7 protein-coding genes are annotated in these 19,823 nt (G+C 74.9%); all 7 read left to right on the top strand.

All coding sequences use genetic code 11. The features are described from left to right. Window positions 1-2: 2 nt before the first annotated feature. Genes MQE23_RS37005 through MQE23_RS36975 form a run of 7 tightly spaced genes read left to right on the top strand, consistent with a single transcriptional unit; the run spans window position 3 to window position 19,712 of the window. The gene (locus MQE23_RS37005) at window positions 3-9,152 is read left to right on the top strand and encodes a non-ribosomal peptide synthetase (protein WP_243381406.1); all 9,150 of its coding nucleotides are present in this window, start codon (window positions 3-5) and stop codon (window positions 9,150-9,152) included. After that, window positions 9,149-14,563: a non-ribosomal peptide synthetase gene (locus MQE23_RS37000; RefSeq protein WP_243381405.1), complete on the top strand. Its 5,415-nt coding sequence runs from the start codon at window positions 9,149-9,151 to the stop codon at window positions 14,561-14,563. The genes MQE23_RS37005 and MQE23_RS37000 overlap by 4 nt, the downstream gene beginning before the upstream one ends. Continuing rightward, window positions 14,560-15,672 carry a saccharopine dehydrogenase NADP-binding domain-containing protein gene (locus MQE23_RS36995; RefSeq protein WP_243381404.1) on the top strand — a complete coding sequence of 371 codons (1,113 nt, stop codon included), beginning with the start codon at window positions 14,560-14,562 and terminating at the stop codon, window positions 15,670-15,672. Before MQE23_RS37000 ends, MQE23_RS36995 begins: the two co-directional genes overlap by 4 nt. After that, complete coding sequence (locus MQE23_RS36990) at window positions 15,669-16,772, top strand: Gfo/Idh/MocA family oxidoreductase (protein WP_243381403.1); 1,104 nt, start codon at window positions 15,669-15,671, stop codon at window positions 16,770-16,772. Before MQE23_RS36995 ends, MQE23_RS36990 begins: the two co-directional genes overlap by 4 nt. Further along, the gene (locus MQE23_RS36985; protein ID WP_243381402.1) at window positions 16,769-17,878 is read left to right on the top strand and encodes a cytochrome P450; all 1,110 of its coding nucleotides are present in this window, start codon (window positions 16,769-16,771) and stop codon (window positions 17,876-17,878) included. The genes MQE23_RS36990 and MQE23_RS36985 overlap by 4 nt, the downstream gene beginning before the upstream one ends. Further along, window positions 17,875-18,657 carry an alpha/beta fold hydrolase gene (locus tag MQE23_RS36980; RefSeq protein WP_243381401.1) on the top strand — a complete coding sequence of 261 codons (783 nt, stop codon included), beginning with the start codon at window positions 17,875-17,877 and terminating at the stop codon, window positions 18,655-18,657. The genes MQE23_RS36985 and MQE23_RS36980 overlap by 4 nt, the downstream gene beginning before the upstream one ends. Before the next feature lie 17 nt (window positions 18,658-18,674). Continuing rightward, window positions 18,675-19,712: a methyltransferase gene (locus tag MQE23_RS36975; protein ID WP_243381400.1), complete on the top strand. Its 1,038-nt coding sequence runs from the start codon at window positions 18,675-18,677 to the stop codon at window positions 19,710-19,712. Window positions 19,713-19,823: the final 111 nt, after the last annotated feature.

The raw sequence follows: 19,823 nt of genomic DNA, 5'->3' as shown, positions 1-19,823 counted from the left end.
CAGTGTCAGAACCCGATCTCCTGCGGACGGTCCATCCCCTGCTCGCGGACTGGCTCGGCCCCGACGCCGAGCGGGTCGGCCCCGACGACAACCTCATCGAGCAGGGCCTGGACTCCATCCGTCTGATGACCGTGTCGGCGGCACTGCGCCGCGTCGGCATACGGCTGACCTTCGCCGAGCTCGCCCGCACCCCGACCCTGCGCGCGTGGGAGGAACTGCTGGCCGAGCGATGTCCGGGCACCACCGCCCGCCCCGGCACCACCGCACCCGACAGCGCGGATGACGACGAGACCTCCCCCTTCGACCTGGCCCTGATGCAGCACGCCTACTGGGTGGGCCGCGGCGAGGAGCACGAACTCGGGGGTGTGGCCGCGCACTTCTACAACGAGTTCGACGGCGAGGACGTCGACCCGCAGCGCTTGGAACGCGCGGTGCGGGCCCTGCTCGCCCGGCACGCCCAGCTGCGTGCCGTGTTCGGCGACGACGGCCGCCAGCACACCCCGGTCGCCTCCTCCTGGCCGGGGCTGCGGGTGCACGATCTGCGCGCGCTGCCCGAGGACGAGGTGCACCGGCGCCTGGCGGAGCTGCGGGACGCGTTGTCGCACCGCATGCTGCGGGTCGGCGCGGGTGAGGTCTTCGACGTGCAGCTGTCACTGCTGCCGGACGGCCGGACCCGCACGCACCTCAACCTCGACATGCTCGCCGCCGACGCGCTCAGCCTGCGCGTCCTGCTGGCCGACCTGGCGGCGCTCTACCGCGGTGACAGTGATGACCGCGACGACCGCGGTGCGGAGCAACTCCCGCCCATCGGGTACAGCTACCGCCGCTACCTCGCCGACCGTGCCGCCTCCGCCGAGCGGGAACGCGATCGCAGGCGGGACGCGGCCTGGTGGGCCGCGCGGCTGCCGGACCTGCCGGGCGCGCCCGCGCTGCCCGTGGCCCAGGGGACGGTCCGGCCCCGCGTCACCCGCCGCCACCACTGGCTGCCGCCCGAGGCGCGAAACGCCCTGTTCGCCCGCGCCCACCGGCACGGTGTCACCCCGGCGATGGCCCTGGCCACCGCGTACGGCGAGGTGCTCGCGGCCTGGAGCGCCGAGCACCGCTTCCTGCTGAACGTGCCGCTCTTCGACCGCGAGGCGCTGCACCCGGATGTGCCCCTGCTCGTGGGCGACTTCACCGGCTCCGTCCTGCTCACCGCCGACCTGTCAGGCCAGGACGCCTTCCAGGAGCGGGCCCGCACCCTGCAGGAACGCTTCCTCGCGGACGCCGCGCACGCCTCGTACTCCGGTGTCGAGGTGCTGCGCGACCTGAACCGTGCTCAGCGGGGCGACGGGCGGGTGCTCGCACCGGTCGTGTTCACCAGTGCCCTCAACCTGGGCGAGCTGTTCTCCGAGGACGTGCGCGCCTGCTTCGGGCGACCCGTGTGGATCATCTCGCAGGGACCGCAGGTGTGGCTGGACGCCCAGGTCACCGAGCTCGACGGCGGGCTGCTGGTGAACTGGGACGCGCTGGAGCAGGCGTTCCCCGAAGGGATGCTGGACGCCATGTTCACCGCGTACCGCACGCTGGTGGACGAACTCGCCGCGTCCGACGCTGCGTGGAACTCGCCCGTGGCGGACCTGCTGCCCGAGGCCCAGCGGGAGGCACGCGCGCGTGCCAACGCCACCGACGGGCCGCGCAGCGGACTGCTGCTCCACGAGGACTTCCTGCGCCGCGCCGAGCGGACGCCGGACCGGCCGGCGCTGCTGTGGGGCCCAGGTGAGGTGCTGTCGTACGGCGAACTGGCCGAGCGGGCCCGTCGGATCGCCGCCGCGCTCGCCGCCCACGCCGTCGGCCCCGGCGACCGGGTCGCCGTGTGCCTGCCCAAGGGGCCCGACCAGATCGCCGCGGTGCTCGGCATCCTGACCGCGGGCGCGGCCTACGTGCCCGTCGGACGCGACCACCCGCCGGCCCGCCGCGACCGTGTCCTCACCCGAGCGGGCGCCCGCGTCGCCTTCGTCACCGGCGACCCCGACTCCCCCCTGCCCGACGGCGTCGTACCGCTGACCGTGCCGGACGCCCTGGCGCACGAGCCGGTCAAGGAGCCGGTGGCGGTGCCGGACAGCGACCCCGCGTACCTCCTGTTCACCTCCGGCTCCACCGGTGAGCCCAAGGGCGTGGTCGTGCCGCACCGCGCGGCGCGCAACACGGTCGACGACCTCGACGAGCGGTTCGGCGTGGGCGGCGACGACCGGACGCTCGCACTGTCCGCCCTCGACTTCGACCTGTCGGTGTACGACCTGTTCGGCCCGCTCGCCGTCGGCGGTGCGGTGGTGCTCGTCGCGGAGGAGGACCGACGGGACGCCGCGCACTGGCACGCGCTGCTGGCCCGGCACCGCGTGACCGTGCTCAACTGCGTGCCCTCCGTGCTGGACATGCTGCTCAGCACCGCCGGGGACGGCCTCGCCGGGTTGCGGCTGGTGCTGCTCGGCGGGGACTGGGTGGGCGTCGACCTGCCCGGGCGGCTGGCGGAACGTTCGCCGGGCTGCCGGTTCGTGGCGCTCGGCGGAACGACCGAGACCGCGATCCACTCCACGGTGTGCGAGGTCGTCGGCGGCACGGTGCCCGAGGACTGGACCGCGGTGCCGTACGGGACGCCGCTGCGCAACGTACGGCTGCGGGTCGTCGACGCCCGGGGGCGGGACTGCCCCGACTGGGTGCCGGGCGAGCTGTGGATCGGCGGGGACGGTGTGGCCGACGGGTACCTCGGCGACCCCGAGCGCACGGCCGACCGGTTCGTGCACCACGACGGCGTGCGCTGGTACCGCACGGGCGACCTCGCCCGCTACCGGCCGGGCGGCACCGTCGAGTTCCTCGGCCGGGCCGACTCGCAGGTCAAGCTGCGGGGGCACCGGGTGGAGCTGGGCGAGGTGGAGGCGGCACTCGAGCGTGCGCCGGGTGTGGGGCGCGCAGTTGCGGCGGTCACCGGGGGGCCGGACGGCGCTCCCCGCTCGCTGGTCGCGGCGTACTCCCTGGCCACCCGGACCGGAGCCGGTCGGCACGACGGCGTCCTTCCGCAAGTCGTGGCCGCACGGCCCGACCCGCTGGAGACCGAGGTCGTCGCCCATGTCATCGGCCGGATCCTGGACGGTGGGACGCGCCCTGCCGAGGAGATGCGCGGGCTCGCACATCTGTGGCGGGACTGGCTGCTCCGCCGGTCGGGGCCGGTGGATGCGGAGAGTCTCAGGGAGCGCGTCACCGGAACCCGGCTCGCGCCCGTGCTCGCCCGCCTGACCGAGCGGCTGGAGGACCTGCGGGCCATGGTCAAGGGCGACCGGGACCCGCTGGAGCTCCTCGACGACCCGGTGCTCGCCCCCGAGGCGGCGCTCGACGCGCTGCCCGCCAGCGGGGAGGCCGCCGCGGAGTGCGCGGACGCGCTGCTTGCGCTGGCCGCCGAGTCGGGCGGCCGTGCACCGCGCGTCGCGGTCGTCGGGGCACGCGGTGGCCTCGGCGCCCAGCGGGTGCTGGAACAACTTCCCGCAGACGCTGCGCAGTTCACATTGTTCGACACCTCTGCCGGGCTCCTGGAACGGGCCCGGGAACGGATCACGGGCGTGCGCTGCCAGGCACTCCCGGACGGTGCGCTCCCCGAGGGCGTGCCGGGCACGTTCGACGCCGTGCTCGCGCTCGGCGCCCTGCACGCCTTCGACGACCCGGCGGCCGGGGTCGCCCAGGCAGCGGCCCTGCTGGCGCCCGGCGGTCTGCTGCTCGCGGTGGAGCAGGGCAGTCTGCCGCCGCTCGGTCTGATCTGCGCCGCGCTGCCCACGCGGGGCTTCGCGCACGCGGACCCGGCCCGCCGGGCGGCCGGCAGCCCGCTGCTGCCGCCCTCGGCGTGGGAGCAGTTGCTGCGCGGCCACGGCTTCACCCGGGTGGACACGGCCGTACGCGGACGGGAACCCGCGCTGCTGATCCGCGCGGTCCGCGACCCGGACGGCGTACCGCAGGACACCGATGCCGTACGTGCCTGCACAGCGGGGCAGTTGCCGTCGTACATGGTTCCGGACCGGCTGGTTCTGCTGCCGGTCATGCCGCTCACCGCGAACGGCAAGGTGGACCGGCGGGCCGTGCGCGAACTCCTCGATCGGCATGTTTCGTCCGCTCAGGCCAGGCCGGGCCACGGCACCCCGCCCCGCCCCGGGGCCGAGGAGTCGGTCGCCGAGGTGTGGCGGGAGCTGCTCGGCGTCGGCGCCGTGCACCGGGAGGACGACTTCTTCGCGCTCGGCGGCGACAGTCTGCTCGCCACGCGGATGCTGCACCGGCTGGCCGAGCGCGGGGTGCGCGGCGCCCGCATCGCCGGCCTGTTCACCCGCCCGGTCCTGAAGGACTACGCGGCCACGCTCACCCTGGACCCGGAGCGATCCGCCACGCCCGTACTGGTGGCGGATCCGGACCACGCGCACGACCCGTTCCCGGCGACCGACGTGCAGCGGGCCTACTGGCTGGGACGGGCCGAGGGGATGCGGCTCGGCGGTGTGGGGGCGCACTACTACTCGGAGTTCGACGGCTCCGACGTGGACCTGCCACGGCTCGAACAGGCGTGGCGCGGGCTGATCGCCCGCCACCCCATGCTGCGGGCCGTCTTCGACGAGGACGGCCACCAGCGCGTCCTCAGCGACGCCGAGGTGCCGGACTTCTCCATCCCCGTCCGGGACGGCGAGGAACACCTCACCGCCCTCCGCGAGGAGATGTCCCACCAGGTCCTCGCCCCCTCCCACTGGCCGCTGTTCGACGTACGGGCGGTGCGGTACGAGGACGGCGGCGACGTCAGGACGCGCGTCGGGGTGGGTCTCGACAACCTCGTTCTCGACGGCCTCAGCATGATGACCGTCTTCACCGAACTGGGCGTCCTGTACGCCGACCCGGACGCCGAACTCCCGCCCGTGGAGGCGACGTTCCGCGACTACCTCGCTTCCGTCCGGCCCGCACCCGAGACGCTGGCCGCCGACCAGGCGTACTGGCGCGACCGCCTGCCCGAGCTGCCTCCGGCGCCCCGGCTGCCGCTCCAGCGCGACCCGGCCACACTGGGCCGTCCCCGCTTCACGCGCACCTCCGGAGAACTCGCCGCCGACCGCTGGCGGCGCCTCAAGGAACGCGCCCGCGAGCACGGCGTCACCCCCTCGACCCTGCTGCTGGCCGCCTACGCGGAGGTGCTCGGCACCTGGAGCGAGAGCCCCGAGCTCACCGTCAACCTCACGCTCTTCGACCGGCAGGAGATCCACCCGGACATCAACCGCGTCCTCGGCGACTTCACCTCACTCCTGCTCGCCGCCCACCGGCCGCGTCCCGGCGAGGACTGGCTGACCCGGGTGCGTGGGCTGCAGGAGCAGTTGTGGCGCGACCTCGACCACCGCTCGGTCTCCGCGGTGTGGGTGATGCGCGAGCTGGCCCGGGCCCGTGGGGAGCGGGACGCGGCCGTGCCGGTGGTGTTCACCAGCGCGCTCGGTGTCGACGACGGCGTGTCCATGGACGCTCCCGAGGGGTTCCCACCGCGCGTGTGGGGAGTGAGCCAGACCCCGCAGGTCTGGCTCGACCTCCAGGTCTACGAGGGCCGGGACGGGGCGCTGCGCCACCAGTGGGACGCGGTGCGGGAGTTGTTCCCGGACGGGCTGGTCGAGACGATGTCCGCCGCCTTCGACGGGCTGCTGCGTCATCTGTCCGACGCCGACTGGCAGATGCCCCGGCCCGCGCTGCTGCCCGGCGCACAGCGCGCCGTCCGCGACCGGGTCAACGCGACGGGACTGCCGGGAGGCCGGCCAGCCCTGCACACGCCGTTCTTCGAGCAGGCCGCCGCCGATCCCGCCGCTCCCGCCCTGCTCTGGGGTGAGGACGGTGCCCTGACGCGGGGCGAGCTGCGGGAGCGGGCGCTGCGCATCGCCGCCGCGCTGCGAGGCCGCGGGGTCGCGCCCGGCGAGACGGTCGCCGTGTCGCTGCCCAAGGGGCCGGAGCAGATCACCGCCGTGCTCGGCGTCCTCGCCGCCGGGGCCGCGTACGTCCCGGTCGGCGCCGACCAGCCGCCGGTACGGCGGGAGCGGATGCTGCGCGCCTCACGGGCCCGCTGTGTGCTGGACGCGGAGTTCCTGTCCGGACCGCTGCCCGCCCCGCTGGAGGCGCCCGTGGCCGTCGACCCGGACTCCTGCGCGTACGTGATCTTCACTTCGGGTTCCACCGGTGAACCCAAGGGCGTCGAGCTGACCCACCGGGCGGCCGCCAACACCGTCGAGGACATCAACGCACGGCACGGCATCGGGCCGGACGACCGGGTCCTGGCGGTCTCCGCGCTGGACTTCGACCTGTCCGTGTACGACATCTTCGGGCTGCTCGGCGCGGGCGGCGCGCTCGTGCTCGTCACCGAGGAGGAGCGCCGGGACGCCCAGCGCTGGCGCGACCTGGCCGCACGGCACGGTGTCACCGTCTGGAACTCGGTGCCGATGCTCCTGGACATGCTGCTCACCGCCTCGGCGGGACAGGCGCCGCCGCAGCTGAGGCTCGCTCTGGTCTCCGGCGACTGGGTGCCGCTCGACCTGCCGGCGCGCCTCGCCGAGGCGTCGCGGGGCCGCTGCCGGCTGATCGCGATGGGCGGCGCGACCGAGGCCGCGATCTGGTCCAACGCGTACGACAGCACGGACGGTGCGCCCGAGGGCTGGCCGTCGGTGCCGTACGGGACACCGCTGCGCGGCCAGCGGTTCCGGGTCGTGGGGCCGCTCGGCGAGGACTGCCCGGACTGGGTGCCCGGCGAGCTGTGGATCGGCGGGGCCGGGGTGGCCACCGGCTACCGGGGTGATCCGGAGCGCACCGCCGACCGGTTCGTGACGGACGGCCGGGAGCGCTGGTACCGCACCGGCGATCTGGGCCGTTACCGTCCGGACGGGCTGCTGGAGTTCCTCGGGCGGCGTGACCACCAGCTGAAGATCCGCGGCCACCGCACCGAGCTAGGGGAGGTCGACGCGGCGCTGCTCGCCCAGCCGGGCGTCAGCCGCGCGGTCACCGTCGCGACCGGGCCGCGGGGGCAGCAGCGGCTGACGGCGTTCGTGGTGCCGGAGGGCTCCATCGACCTGGCGGAGGTGGAGCGGCGGCTCGCCGACCGCCTGCCCGCGCACGCGGTGCCCTCCGCGCTCGTGCCGCTGCCCGACGGGCTGCCGCTGACCGCCAACGGCAAGGTCGACCGTGCCGCGCTGGCCGAGCACGCGGCCGGTCTCGGCGTGGTGTCCGGCGGGACACGGCAGCCGACGGGTCCGGTGGAGGAGCTGGTCGCCGCCGCGTGGCGGGAGCTGCTGGGGGCCGAACAGGTCGGCCGGGACGACGAGTTCTTCGCACTCGGCGGCGACAGCCTGCTCGCCACGCGGCTCGTGGCCCGGCTGCGCGAGGCGGGGGTACGCGGCGCGCGCATCGCCGCGCTGTTCACCCACCCGGTGCTGAAGGACTACGCGGCCACGCTGACCCTGGACGGCGAGAAGCCCGTCACGCGGGTCCTGGTGAGCGACCCGGCGCACGCGCACGAGCCGTTCCCCGCGACCGACGTGCAGCGGGCGTACTGGATCGGGCGCACGGCACAGCTCGACCTGGGCGGGGTCGGCTCGCACTACTACAGCGAGACGGACGAGCCGTACACCGAGGTCACCGCGCTGGAACGGGCCTGGCGACGGCTGATCGCCCGCCACCCCATGCTGCGGGCCGTCTTCGACGAGGACGGCCACCAGCGCGTCCTGACAGACGCCGAGATACCGGACTTCACCATCCCGGTCCGGGACGGCGAGGAACACCTGACCGCCCTCCGCCAGGAGATGTCCCACCAGGTCCTCGACCCCGCCCGCTGGCCGCTGTTCGACGTTCGAGCGGTGCACTACACGGCGGCGGACGGCGAGCGCCGCACCCGGATCGGGGTCAGCCTCGACAACCTCATCCTGGACGGCCTCAGCATGATGATCGTCTTCACCGAGCTGCGGCAGCTCCGGGACGACCCGGACGTCGAACTCCCACCGGTGGAGGTAACGTTCCGGGACTACCTCGCCTGCGCCCGGCCGTCGGAGGGGACGGTGGCGGCCGACCAGCAGTACTGGCGCGAACGGCTGCCGTCGCTGCCGCCGGCGCCCCGGCTGCCGCTCCTGCGCGAGCCGTCGGCGGTCGGACGCCCGCGTTTCGTCCGCCGGGCCACGCACCTGCCGTACGCGAAGTGGCAGCGGCTGCAGGAGCGGGTCCGGGCCTACGGCCTCACCCCGTCCGTGCTGCTGCTCGCCGTCTACGCCGAGGCGCTCGGCGAGCAGGCGGAGAGCCCCGAACTCACCGTCAACCTCACCCTGTTCGACCGCCAGGAGATCCACCCGGACATCAACCGGATCGCCGGCGACTTCACCTCACTCCTGCTCGCCGCCCACCACCCGCGGTCGGGCGAGTCCTGGCTCGCGCGGCTGCGCGGGCTCCAGGCCCGGCTGTGGACCGACCTCGACCACCGTGCGGTGTCGGCGGTGTGGGTGATGCGGCAGCTCGCCGAGGAACGCGGTCCCGGCGAGGCGGCCATGCCGGTGGTGTTCACCAGCGCGCTCGGCATCGACGACGAGCGGGCCCGGTTGCTGACCCCGCCGTACTGGTCCGTGTCCCAGACCCCGCAGGTCTGGCTCGACCACCAGGTGCTGGAGGACTCCGAGGGACTCCGGCTCACCTGGGACGCGGTGACCGGGCTGCTGCCCCACGAGTTGCCGGAGACCCTGATGAGCCGCCAACTCGCCCTGCTGAACGAGCTGTCCACGGCAGACGACTGGGACGCGCTGACCCTCGCCACGGGCCTGAGGGCCGGAGAACCGTCCGCCGCGCCCGTGACGACCGTCAAGGCCGACGCGGGCGGCCCACCCCTCGGCGCCACCGAGGAACTCGTCGCCGCGCTCTGGTCCGAGCTGCTGGCCGGCAGCCCGCTCGCGGGCCGGGAACAGGGCTTCTTCGCAGCTGGCGGCGACAGCCTGCTGGCCACGCGCCTCATCGCGCGGCTGCGTGAACGCACCGGTGTGGAGGTCCCGTTGCGGGAGTTCTTCGCCGCCCCGACCGTGGCCGCGCTCGCCGCCGCGGTCCATGAGCACACCAACCGCACCACCGATCAGAACTGGGAAGAGGGGGAACTGTGAGCGCCGCCGAGCTGGTGTCACACCTGGCCGCCGCCGGAGTCGAGTTGTGGGAGGAGGACGGCCGCCTCCGCTTCCGGGCACCCCAGGGCGCCCTGACCGATGAACTGCGTGAGCGGCTGAGCGCCGACCGCGACGCCGTACTCGCCCATCTGCGCGACCCGTTCGCCGAGCCCCTCGTGCCCGACCCGGACGGACGGCACCTGCCGTTCCCGCTGACCGAGGTGCAGTCCTCGTACCTGCTGGGCCGCACGGACGCCTTCGCCCACGGCGGGATCGGCTGCCACGCCTACCTGGAGTACGAGCTGCCGGGCACCGTCCCGCCCGAGCGGGCCGCGGACGCCTGGCGGGCGCTCGTCGAGCGGCACGACGCCCTGCGCACGGTGTACCACCCGGACGGCCAGCAGGTGCTCAAGGAGCTGCCGCCGTACGAGATCCCCGTGGCCGGGGCCGAGCAGGCGGAGGGGATCCGCGGCGAGCTGGCGCAGCGGACGTACGACCCCGCCGTGTGGCCGCTGTTCGACCTGCGGCTCACCCACTCCCCCGAGCGGCTGCTCGTGCACCTCTCCGTGGACCTGCTCGTCACGGACTTCTCCGGGGTGCAGCAACTGCTCGGCGAACTGGAGCAGTTGTGCGTCGAGCCGGACCGGGCGCTCGCGCTCGTGCCGGTCTCCTTCCGTGACCACGTGCTCGCCGAGCGGCGGCTGCGCGACAGCGCCCGCTGGGCCCGCGACCGCGCCTACTGGCTGGACCGTCTCGACGACCTGCCCGCCGCGCCCGAACTTCCCGTCCTGCCCGAGGAGCGGGGTGCGGACGTGCGGTTCCGGCGGCTGGCCGACCGGCTGACGGCCGACGAGTCGGCGGCGCTGCGGCGGGCGGCCGCCGCGCGGGACCTGACCGTGTCCACCGTGCTGCTCGCCGCCTACGCCGAGGTCATCGGCCGGTGGAGCGCCAGGCCGCGCTTCACGCTCAACCTGCCGGTGTTCGCCAAGCGCCCGGTGCACCCCGACATCGGCCGGGTGGTGGGCGACTTCACGTCCGTGACGCTGCTCGCCGTCGAGCCCGACGCCGGGAAGGGGTTCGCGCAGCGGGCCCGCGCCCTCGGCGGTCGGCTCTTCGAGGACCTCGACCACGGGCTGTACTCGGGTGTCGAGGTGCTGCGCGAAGCGGCCCGCCGCTCGGACCGGCACGCGCTGATGCCGGTCGTGTTCACGAGCACGCTCCAGGGCACTGAGGTGCCGGCCACGGGTCCGGGCAGGGTCGTGTACGGCGTGACACAGACGCCGCAGGTGTGGATCGACTGCCAGGTGATGGAGTCCGGCGGGGAGATCCTGCTGGGCTGGGACGTCCGCGAGGGCGTGCTGCCGGAGGGTCTCGCGGACGACGCGTTCGCCGCCTTCGCCTCCCTCGTACGGGAGTTGGCCGTGTCCGACGCGCCGTGGGACAGCGCCGACCCGGTGCGGCTGCCACGGACACAGGCGGCACGGCATGCGGCGACGAACGCCACCGCACGTCCGCTGCCCGAGGGGCTGCTGCACGAGCGGGTCTTCGCCGCGGCCGTCGCCCACACGGACCGGCCGGCGGTCATCGCGCCCGACCGTACGCTCACCTACGCCGAACTCACCGGGTACGCCCGGGCGGTGACCGCCCGGCTGCGGGCGGCGGGGGTCGCCCCGGGTGAGCGGGTCGCGATCGTCATGGACAAGGGCTGGGAGCAGGTCCCGGCCGTGCTCGGTGTGCTGGATGCGGGCTGTGTGTACGTGCCGGTCGACACCGTCCATCCGCCGGCCCGCCGGGCACTGGTCCTGGCCTCCAGCGGGGCGGTCGCCGTCCTCACACAGGCGGGGCTCGGCGACGCGTACGAGCTGCCGACGATCGCTGTGGATGCCCTGGAGCCGTCGGAGGCGGTGGAGTCGCGTCGGGTGGACCCGGGCGAGGCGGCCTACATCATCTACACCTCCGGGTCGACCGGTGAGCCGAAGGGTGTCGTCGTCTCGCACCGGGCCGCGCTCAACACGGTCGCCGACATCGACGAGCGATTCGGCGTGGGTGCCGGCGACCGGGTCCTGGGGCTCGCCCAGCTGGGCTTCGACCTGTCCGTGTACGACCTGTTCGGCCCGCTCGCCCACGGCGGCGCGGTGGTCCTGCCGGACCCGGAGCGCCGCGGCGACCCCTCCCACTGGGCGGACCTCGCGGCCCGGCACCGGGTGACCCTGTGGAACTCGGTGCCCGCGCAGCTCCAGATGCTCCACGACTACCTGGCCTCCGGTGCCGGCGCCGCCGATGTGGCCGGACTGTCGGGGCTGCGGCTCGGGCTGCTGTCCGGCGACTGGATCCCCGTACGGCTGCCGGACCGCATCCGGGCGCTGCTGCCGGGGCTGCGGCTGATCAGTCTCGGCGGGGCGACGGAGGCCGCGATCTGGTCCATCCACCACCCCGTCGAGCAGCCCGTGGACCCTGGACGGCCCAGCATTCTGTACGGCAGGCCGCTCGCCAATCAGACCTTCCACATCCTGGACGAGGCGCTGCGCCCCCGCCCGGACTGGGTGCCGGGCGAGCTGTGCATCGGCGGCAGCGGCCTCGCGCTCGGCTATCACGGTGACCCGGAGACGACCGCCCGCCGGTTCGTCACCCATCCCGTCACCGGGGAGCGGCTGTACCGCACCGGCGACCTGGGCCGGTGGCTGCCGAGCGGGGACATCGAGTTCCTGGGGCGCGAGGACGGACAGGTCAAGATCCGCGGGCACCGCATCGAGCTCGCGGAGATCGAGGCGGCGCTGACGGGTCATCCGGCCGTCGGTGCGGCGGCCGTCCTGGCGGTCGGGGAGGATCCGTTGCAGCGCCGGCTGGTCGCCTTCGCCGAGCCGGCGCGCATCGCGGACGACTCCCGGACTGGCGGGGCCGCGGAGGTTCTGGCCCGGCGGGCGCGGCAGGCGGCCGACGCGTTCGAGGTGGCCGAGCCGGAACGGATCGCCGAGTTCGCCCGGCTCCTCGACGAGGCGTCGGTCGCCTCCATGCTGGACGCGCTGCGCGCCCGCGGCCTGTTCGCCGGGCCGGATGCCGCCCACACCGCGGAGGACGTGGTGGCGGTGGCCGTACCGCGTCACGAGCGGGTGCTGCGGCGCTGGCTGCGGGTGCTGCACGGCGAGGGCCTGCTGGAGCGGGATCCGGCCACCGGCCGGTACCGGCTCCGCGCGGAGCCCCCGTCGGCCGCGCCGGCGTGGGACCGGGTCGCGGCCGTGTGGAGCGACGACCTCGGACCCTCCGAACTGCTGGCTTATCTGCGCGCCAACGCCGACCAGCTGGACGCGCTGATGGACGACCGGATCGCCGCCGTCGACCTCCTGTTCCCCGAGGCCCGTATGGAGACCGCCGACGCGGCCTACCGCGAGAACGTCATGTCCGCCTACCTCAACCGCGTCCTCGCCGAGGCCCTGCGCACGGCCGCCGAGGAGCGGACGCCCGGCCGGCCGCTGCGTGTGCTGGAGGTGGGCGCCGGGACGGGTGCGAGCACGGCAGGGGCACTCGCCGCGCTGGACGGGCTGCCCGTGGAGTGGCTGTTCACCGATGTGAGCCCGTTCTTCCTGGACAGGGCGCGCGAGCGGTTCGGGCCCGATACGCGGCTGCGGTACGGGCTGTACGACGTGGACGGCGACCCGGCCGGGCAGGGGCTGGCCCTCCAGTCGTTCGACGTGGTGCTCTGCGCGGGCGTGCTGAACAACGCCCGGGACACGGGGGCGGCGCTCACCTCGCTGCGCTCGCTCCTCGTCCCCGGCGGGCTGCTGCTGGTCACCGAGCCGACCCGGGAGCACTACGAGATCCTGATCTCGCAGGCGTTCATGATGACCGGGGCGGAGGACCTGCGGCGCGCGGACGGCACGGACGGCGCGGACGCCACCTTCGTCACCCGCGAGCAGTGGCTGCGCCTCTTCGCGGAGGCGGGCGGGGAGAACGAGCTGTGCCTGCCGCAGCGGGGCCACCCACTGGAGCCGCTGGGTCAGCATGTCTTCGCGGTGCGGTTCAATACCGGCCGCGCCGCCGTGGACCCGGTCGACGTCGGGGACCATCTCGCGGAGCGACTGCCGGTCTACATGCTGCCCGCCGCGCTGCACGTCGTCGACGCCCTGCCGCTCACACCCAACGGCAAGGTGGACCGCAAGGCCCTCGCAGCCCGGGCGGCCGTCACGGCGGAGGAGCAGCCCACAGCCGCCGGGGAGGAAGCGGCCGGTCCCGCCGACGAGTTGGAGGAGAGGCTCGCCTCCGTGGCCGCCCTGGCCCTCGGAGTCGCGGCCGTGCCCCGCGACCGGAGCCTGTTCGATCTCGGCGCGGACTCGCTGGTCCTCGCGCAACTGTCGGCGCGGCTGATCGAGGAGGTGCCGCAGGCGGCGGACCAGCAGTTCGACACCCTGCTGCGGGAGCTCTTGAACCGCCCGACGGTCGCCGACCTGGCCCGCCATCTACGCGGCACCGACACCCCCGAGGCCGGTACCGGCGAGGTGAGCGCGCTGGTGGCCCTCGGTGACGAGCCGCAGGAGGGCGGAGCGCTGCACGTGCTGGTGCACGAGGGCATCGGCACCATGGCCCCCTACCGCGAACTCTCCGCCCGGCTGGCCGGACACGGCCCACTCGTCGGCCTGGCCGTGGGTGACGTGCAGGCCTGCACGGACATTCCGGCGGAGGAGTTCGTGGAGCGGCTCGCGGCCGAGCACGTACGGCGGCTGACGGCGACCGGGGCCGACCGGTTCCGGCTCACCGGCTACTGCCTGGGCGGACAGCTCGCCACCGAGGTCGCCCGGCAGCTCACCGAGAGCGGGGCGCACGTCGAGCAGTTGACGGTGGTCAGCAGCAGCCCACCCGCGTTCGTGTGCGAGGACGAGCTGCTGATCGAGCACGCCTTCGCCCGGGTGCTCGGCGCGGACCCGGCGGCGGCCGGATACCCGGACGACGAGGAGGAGCTGGGGGCGGCGCTGCGGGCCGTCCTCGACGCCACCCCGGGCCGGGTCCCGGCCGGTGCCTTCGCCGCCCTGTGCGGTGAGCCGCGCCTGGAGGCGGTGGCCCGCCGGATGCGGGCGCTGGCCGACATCCCTCAGCCGGAACGGCTCGCCGCGATCGCCGCCACGCTGGGCGGAGACGGCGACACGGCCCACCTGCCGGGTCTGTACCGGGTGTTCCGGCACGCCTTCGCCGCCGCGTCGCTGCACACCACGCAGCCGTACGCCGGTGACATCACGCTCGTGCGGCCGCGCGGGCGGCTGCGGTTCCTCGCGGGGTTCGGGCAGGAGGCGGACGAGCTGTGGCGCGAGGTGTGCCTCGGCGACCTGACGGTGGCCGACGTCGACGGCGACCACTTCAGCTGCCTTCGTGCCCCGCATGTCGACCAGGTGGTCGCCGCCGCGGTCGCGGAGACGCCGTGAACCGGGGCCGTACGGCCCCGGTCGCGGTCGGCGTGGTCGGGGCGGCCGGAGCGGTGGGCCGGGTCGTGCTGGAGGAGTTGCTGCGCCTGGGGGTCGGGCCGGTGCGGGCGGCGGTGCGCCGCCCGCCCGGCCGGGCCCTGTCCTCCGGCGCGCACCTGTGGCCCGATCCCGTGGAGGTGGCCGATGCGCGGGCCCTCGCCGCGTTCTGCGCCGAGTGCCGTGTCGTCGTCAACGCCACCGGGCCGGTCCGCGCCGTCGGCCACCGGGTGGCGTCCGCCGCCCTCGCGTCCGGCGCGGATCTGGTCGACGTCAACGACACGGCCGAACTGCCCGAACCCGTGCCGTACGCCCGCCTGTTGCGGTGGCGCACGGCGGTGATCGGCGCGGGGCTGATGCCGGGACTGGCGGGGTTGTTGCCGGGGGTGCTGGTGGCGGACGGGGGCCTGGACCGTCCCCGGACGCTGACGGTCCGCGTCGGCGGCCTCCCCCACTTCCCGCCCGCCGCCGCCCGCGACTTCATGGACCGGCTCGCTCGCCCCGGCGGTGAGGTGACGGCCGTATGGCGGGGCGGGCGCCGGGTGGCCGGGGCGCTCGGCGTGGAGCGCGGGGTGCGGCTGCCGTACTTCCCCGGGGCCGTGACGGCGATTCCGTACCTCACCGAGGAGGCGGTGGGCGTCGCCCGCCGGTACGGGCTCGACGAGGTGCGCTGGTACACGGTGTTCGGCGGCGAGCACACCCGCGCGGTCCTCGACCGGTACCGCGCAGGGCTCCCGCCGGGGCGGTCCGTGGACGAGGCGGCGACGGAGCTGTCGCGTGCCACGCTCACCGATCTCGCGGGACGTGCGCCGCACCAGCTCGTCACGTGCGAGCTGGACGGCCGCGCGCTCGTCCTCACCGGTACGGACTCCTCCGCCCTCACCGGGACCGCCGCAGCCCACGCGGCACTGGCCGTGCTGAAGGGTGAACTTCCGCCCGGGCAACTCCACTTCGCCGCACTCCCCGACTCCGCTCGCCTCGCCCGGCGGCTGGCCGAGTCCCCCGCCGTCACCGGGCTGCGGCTGCTGGACGGGCCGCTCGCCGAACTCCCCCTGGAAGAAGGAATTCTGTGACTGTGACCCGAGTCGTCGTCTGCGGTACCGGCTTCGGCCGGGTGTACCTCAGTGCCTTCCGGAGTGTCTTCGGGGAGTCGGAGGCTGATTTCCCGTTCCGGCTGACCGGAGTCCTCGGCCGGGGCAGCGCCCGCTCCAAGGCATGCGCCGAACGTTACGGCGTCCCCCTGCTCACCGACCCCGAGGACGTGCCCGGCCTCGCCGACCTGGCCTGCGTGGTGGTGCCCAACGGCGTCGGCGGCGGGGAAGGCGCGGCGCTCGCCCGGCGGCTGATGGCACGCGGCGTGCACGTGCTGCACGAGCATCCCATCCACCAGGTGGAGCTGGCCGCCTGTCTGCGCACCGCGCGCCGGCACGGCGTGCAGTACCGGCTCAACACGTTCTATCCGCATCTGGCCCCGGTGCGCCGCTTCCTCGCCGCGGCCCGCCATCTGACCGAACGGCAGGAGGTGCTGTACGCGGAGGGCGCGTGCGCCGTCCACGTGTCGTACGACCTGATCGACATCCTCGGCCAGGCGCTCGGCGGGCTGCGCCCCTGGCAGCTCGGCGACCCCGGTCCCGGCGGCGGACCGTTCCGGACCCTGGAGGGGCGGCTGGCCGGAGTCCCCCTCACCCTGCGCGTCCTCAACCAGCTCGACCCCGAGGATCCCGACAACCACACCCACCTGCTGCACCGGGCCACGCTCGGTTTCACCGGCGGCACGCTGATCCTGGCCGGGACGCACGGACCGGTGCTGTGGAGCCCGGCGCTGCCCGCTCCGCGCGGGGACGACGGCGAACTGGACTTCGACGCCGAGGCCGAGCGTCTGGTGCACCTGCCGAGCGTCCAGCCGGTCGGGCCCGCCGAGGCGCCCACGCACCGGGAGGTGTACGCCGAGGTGTGGCCGCAGGGCGTGCGGCGCGCGCTGCGGGCCGTGGCGGACGCGGCCGGGGCGGGCGAAGACCCGATGCGCGCGGGCCAGTACCACCTCACGCTCAGCTCGGTCTGGCAGGACCTCACGGCCCGGCTCGGCTACCCGGATCTCGTACGCCGCCCCGCGCCCGAGCCGGTCACCGCGCCCGACCTGGCGGCGGCGGTGCGCGAGCGGGAGGGCCTGTGACCAGCGCGGTGGCGTCCTTCATTCCGCTCGATCTCACCCACACCGACGATCCGTATCCGCGGCTCGCCGCACTGCGCGGCGACCGGCCGGTCTCTTCGCCCCTGCCCGGCTGGCACGTCGTGGTCCGCGACCAGGACGTGCGGGCGGTGCTGTCGGATCCGGAGGTGTGGTCCAGCCGCCGCAACAACACCTCCGTGCAGGGCGACGAGCGGGAGCTGGCCCTGTCGCAGGTGGATCCCCCCGCGCACACGCGGCTGCGCCGCCTGCTCTCCCCCGCCTTCGCCCGCACCGTCCTGGCGGAGCTGGAACCGGTCGTACGGGAACGCGCCGAGGCACTGGCCGACCGGGTCGGGAACGGCTCGGACCTCGTCCCCGCGTTCACCGCGCCGCTCCCGCGTGCAGCCCTGGCCGCCTTCTGCGGGGTGGCCGATGCCGACGCGCCGGACTACGAGCGCTGGGCCGGCGCCTTCACCGACCTGCTGGGCCACCGGGCGCACCCCGACTGGCCCGCGTTCGAACGCTGGGCACTGCGGGCCGCCGACGGGCCCGCCCTGAACGGCGTACTGGCGCACCTGGACCGCGCCGAGGCCGTGACCTTCCTGCACTTCCTGATCGTGGCCGGAGTGCCCAACCTCCGTCACGCGCTGGGGAATCTGGTGCTGCGGCTGCTGAGCGAGGACCACTGGCGGTCCGACGGCCTGTCGGAGGCGATCGAGGAGTCCCTGCGCCTCGACCCGCCCGCGCTGTGGCAGATGCGCACCGCCACCCGCGGCACCTCCGTGGCCGGCACGACCGTACGGGCCGGGGAACGCGTGATCGCCGTCGTCGCCTCCGCCAACCGCGACCCGGAGCGCTGGGGCGAGGACGCCGACACGTTCCGGCCCGGCCGGCCCGGGCTGCGCGCCCATCTCGCCTTCGGCAAGGGGCCGCACGCCTGCCTCGGCGCCTCCCTCACCCGGCTGCAACTGCGTGTCGCCGCCGAGGTGCTGATCGTGCGTCACCCCCGGCTGCGGCTCGCACCGGGTTTCCGATTCCGCCGTGCCGGCGACTTCATGAGCCGCGGTCCCGCCGCGCTTCCCGTTCTGTGTGGGGTGACTTCTCCATGACCACCACCGTTCCTTCCGTTTCTTCCTGGCTGCGCCGCCCGCTGCCCCGCCCCGCGGCGCGGACCTCGCTCGTGTGCTTCCCGCACGCGGGCGGGGCCGCCGCGTTCTACACCCCGTGGGCCCGGCTGCTGCCGCCCGACGTGGAGCTCCTGGCCGTGCAGTACCCGGGCCGGCAGGACCGGGTCGGCGAGGCCCCGGCCGGGACGATGGACGAACTCGCCGGCGCCGTCGCCGAGGCGCTGCGGGCCGACCGTGCCGGCCGTGAGCTGGTGCTGTTCGGGCACAGCATGGGCGCCTCGGTCGCGTGGGAGACGGCGCTCCGGCTGGAGGGCTCGGGCCTCGGTCCGCGGCATGTCGTCGTCTCCGGCCGTCCGGGGCCGGGCCGTCAGCGCCCGGGCACCGTCCACCGGCGCGACGACGACGGCCTCGCCGCGGAACTGCGCCGCCTCGGCGGCACCCACGGCGACCTGCTCGACGACCCGGAGGTGCGGGCCCTGCTGCTGCCCGCCGTACGGGCCGACTACCGCCTGATCGAGACCTACCGCCCGGACACCGCCGCCCGGCTGCGCTGCCCCCTCACCGCGGTCACCGGGGACCGCGACGAGGAGGCGACCGAGGCGGAGGTGGCCGTGTGGCGCACCGCGACCGACGGCCCGTTCACCGGACTCGTGCTGCCCGGCGGGCACTTCTACCTGGTCGCACAGGCGGAGCGGGTCGTCGCGGCCGTCCTCGGCGCGTGCGGTGCTCCGGCGCCCTCCGCCCATCCCGTACTTCCCTGACCGTCGAGTGGAGTGACATGACCACCCTTCCGGAAGCCGCCCCCGCGCGCGTCGACCTGACCGCGCTCGCCGACCTCGTCACCCCGTGGGCGATCAGGGTCGCGGCGACCCTGCGTCTGGCCGACCACATCGCCGCGGGCCACACCGCACTGCCCGACCTCGCCCGGGCCGCGGACGCCGACGCGGACGCCCTGCGCCGCCTGCTGCGCGTCCTGACCGGTCGCGGCATCTTCGCCGAGCCGGAGGAGGACGTCTACGCCCTCACCCCGGCAGCCGAACTCCTCAAGGACAGCGGGGCGTTCGGCCTGCGGGCCTGGTTCGACCTGGACGGCATGGGCGGGCGCATGGACCAGGCATTCGGGCGCCTGCTGGACACCGTGCGCACCGGGGAACCCGCCTACCCCCTGGTGCACGGCCGGTCACTGTGGCAGGACACCCTGGAGGATCCCGAACTGGCCCGTTCGTACGCCGACTTGATGGCCGCACACACCAGGTTCGCCGCTCCGGAGGTCGTCGCGGCCCACGCCTGGCCCGAACGCGGGCACGTGGTCGACGTCGGCGGCGGCTCCGGGTCCCTGCTCACTCGGCTGCTGACGGCGCGGCCCGGGCTGCGCGGCACGCTGCTCGACCTGCCGGAGGCCGCTGAGGAGGCGGGCCGGGCGCTCGCCGCCGCCGGGCTCGGGGAGCGGGCCTGCGTGCACCCCGGCAGCTTCTTCGATCCGCTGCCGGCCGGAGCCGACCTGTATCTGCTCACCTGGGTGCTGCACGACTGGAACGACGACGACGCGTTGCGCATCCTGCGCCGCTGCGCCGAGGCGGCGGCCGACACGGGCAAGGGCGGCGGGGAGATCCTCGTCGTCGAGAACCTGGTCACCGACGGGCGCCGCGCCGATGTGGCCGCCGCGATGGACCTCAGGCTCCTGGTGCTCTTCGGCGGCCGGGAGCGCACTCCCCGGCAGCTGGACGACCTGGTGTCCCGCGCCGGACTGCGGGTCACCGGCCGCCGGGTCACCGGAACCGGCATCCACCTGGTGAGCTGCGCGCCCGCCGGGTGACGGCCGGGGTGCGGGGGTACGGGGACGGGCGGCACGGTGGGAACCGTGCCGCCCGTCGCCGGGTTTCCCGGGTTTCCCGGGTTTCCCGGGTTTCCCGGGTTTCCCGGGTTT

This window comes from Streptomyces sp. HP-A2021, assembly GCF_022807935.1.
Taxonomy (GTDB): Bacteria; Actinomycetota; Actinomycetes; order Streptomycetales; family Streptomycetaceae; genus Streptomyces; species Streptomyces afghaniensis.
Note: the sequence above shows the minus strand (reverse complement) of the source record. Positions and strands in the feature narration are given on the sequence as shown.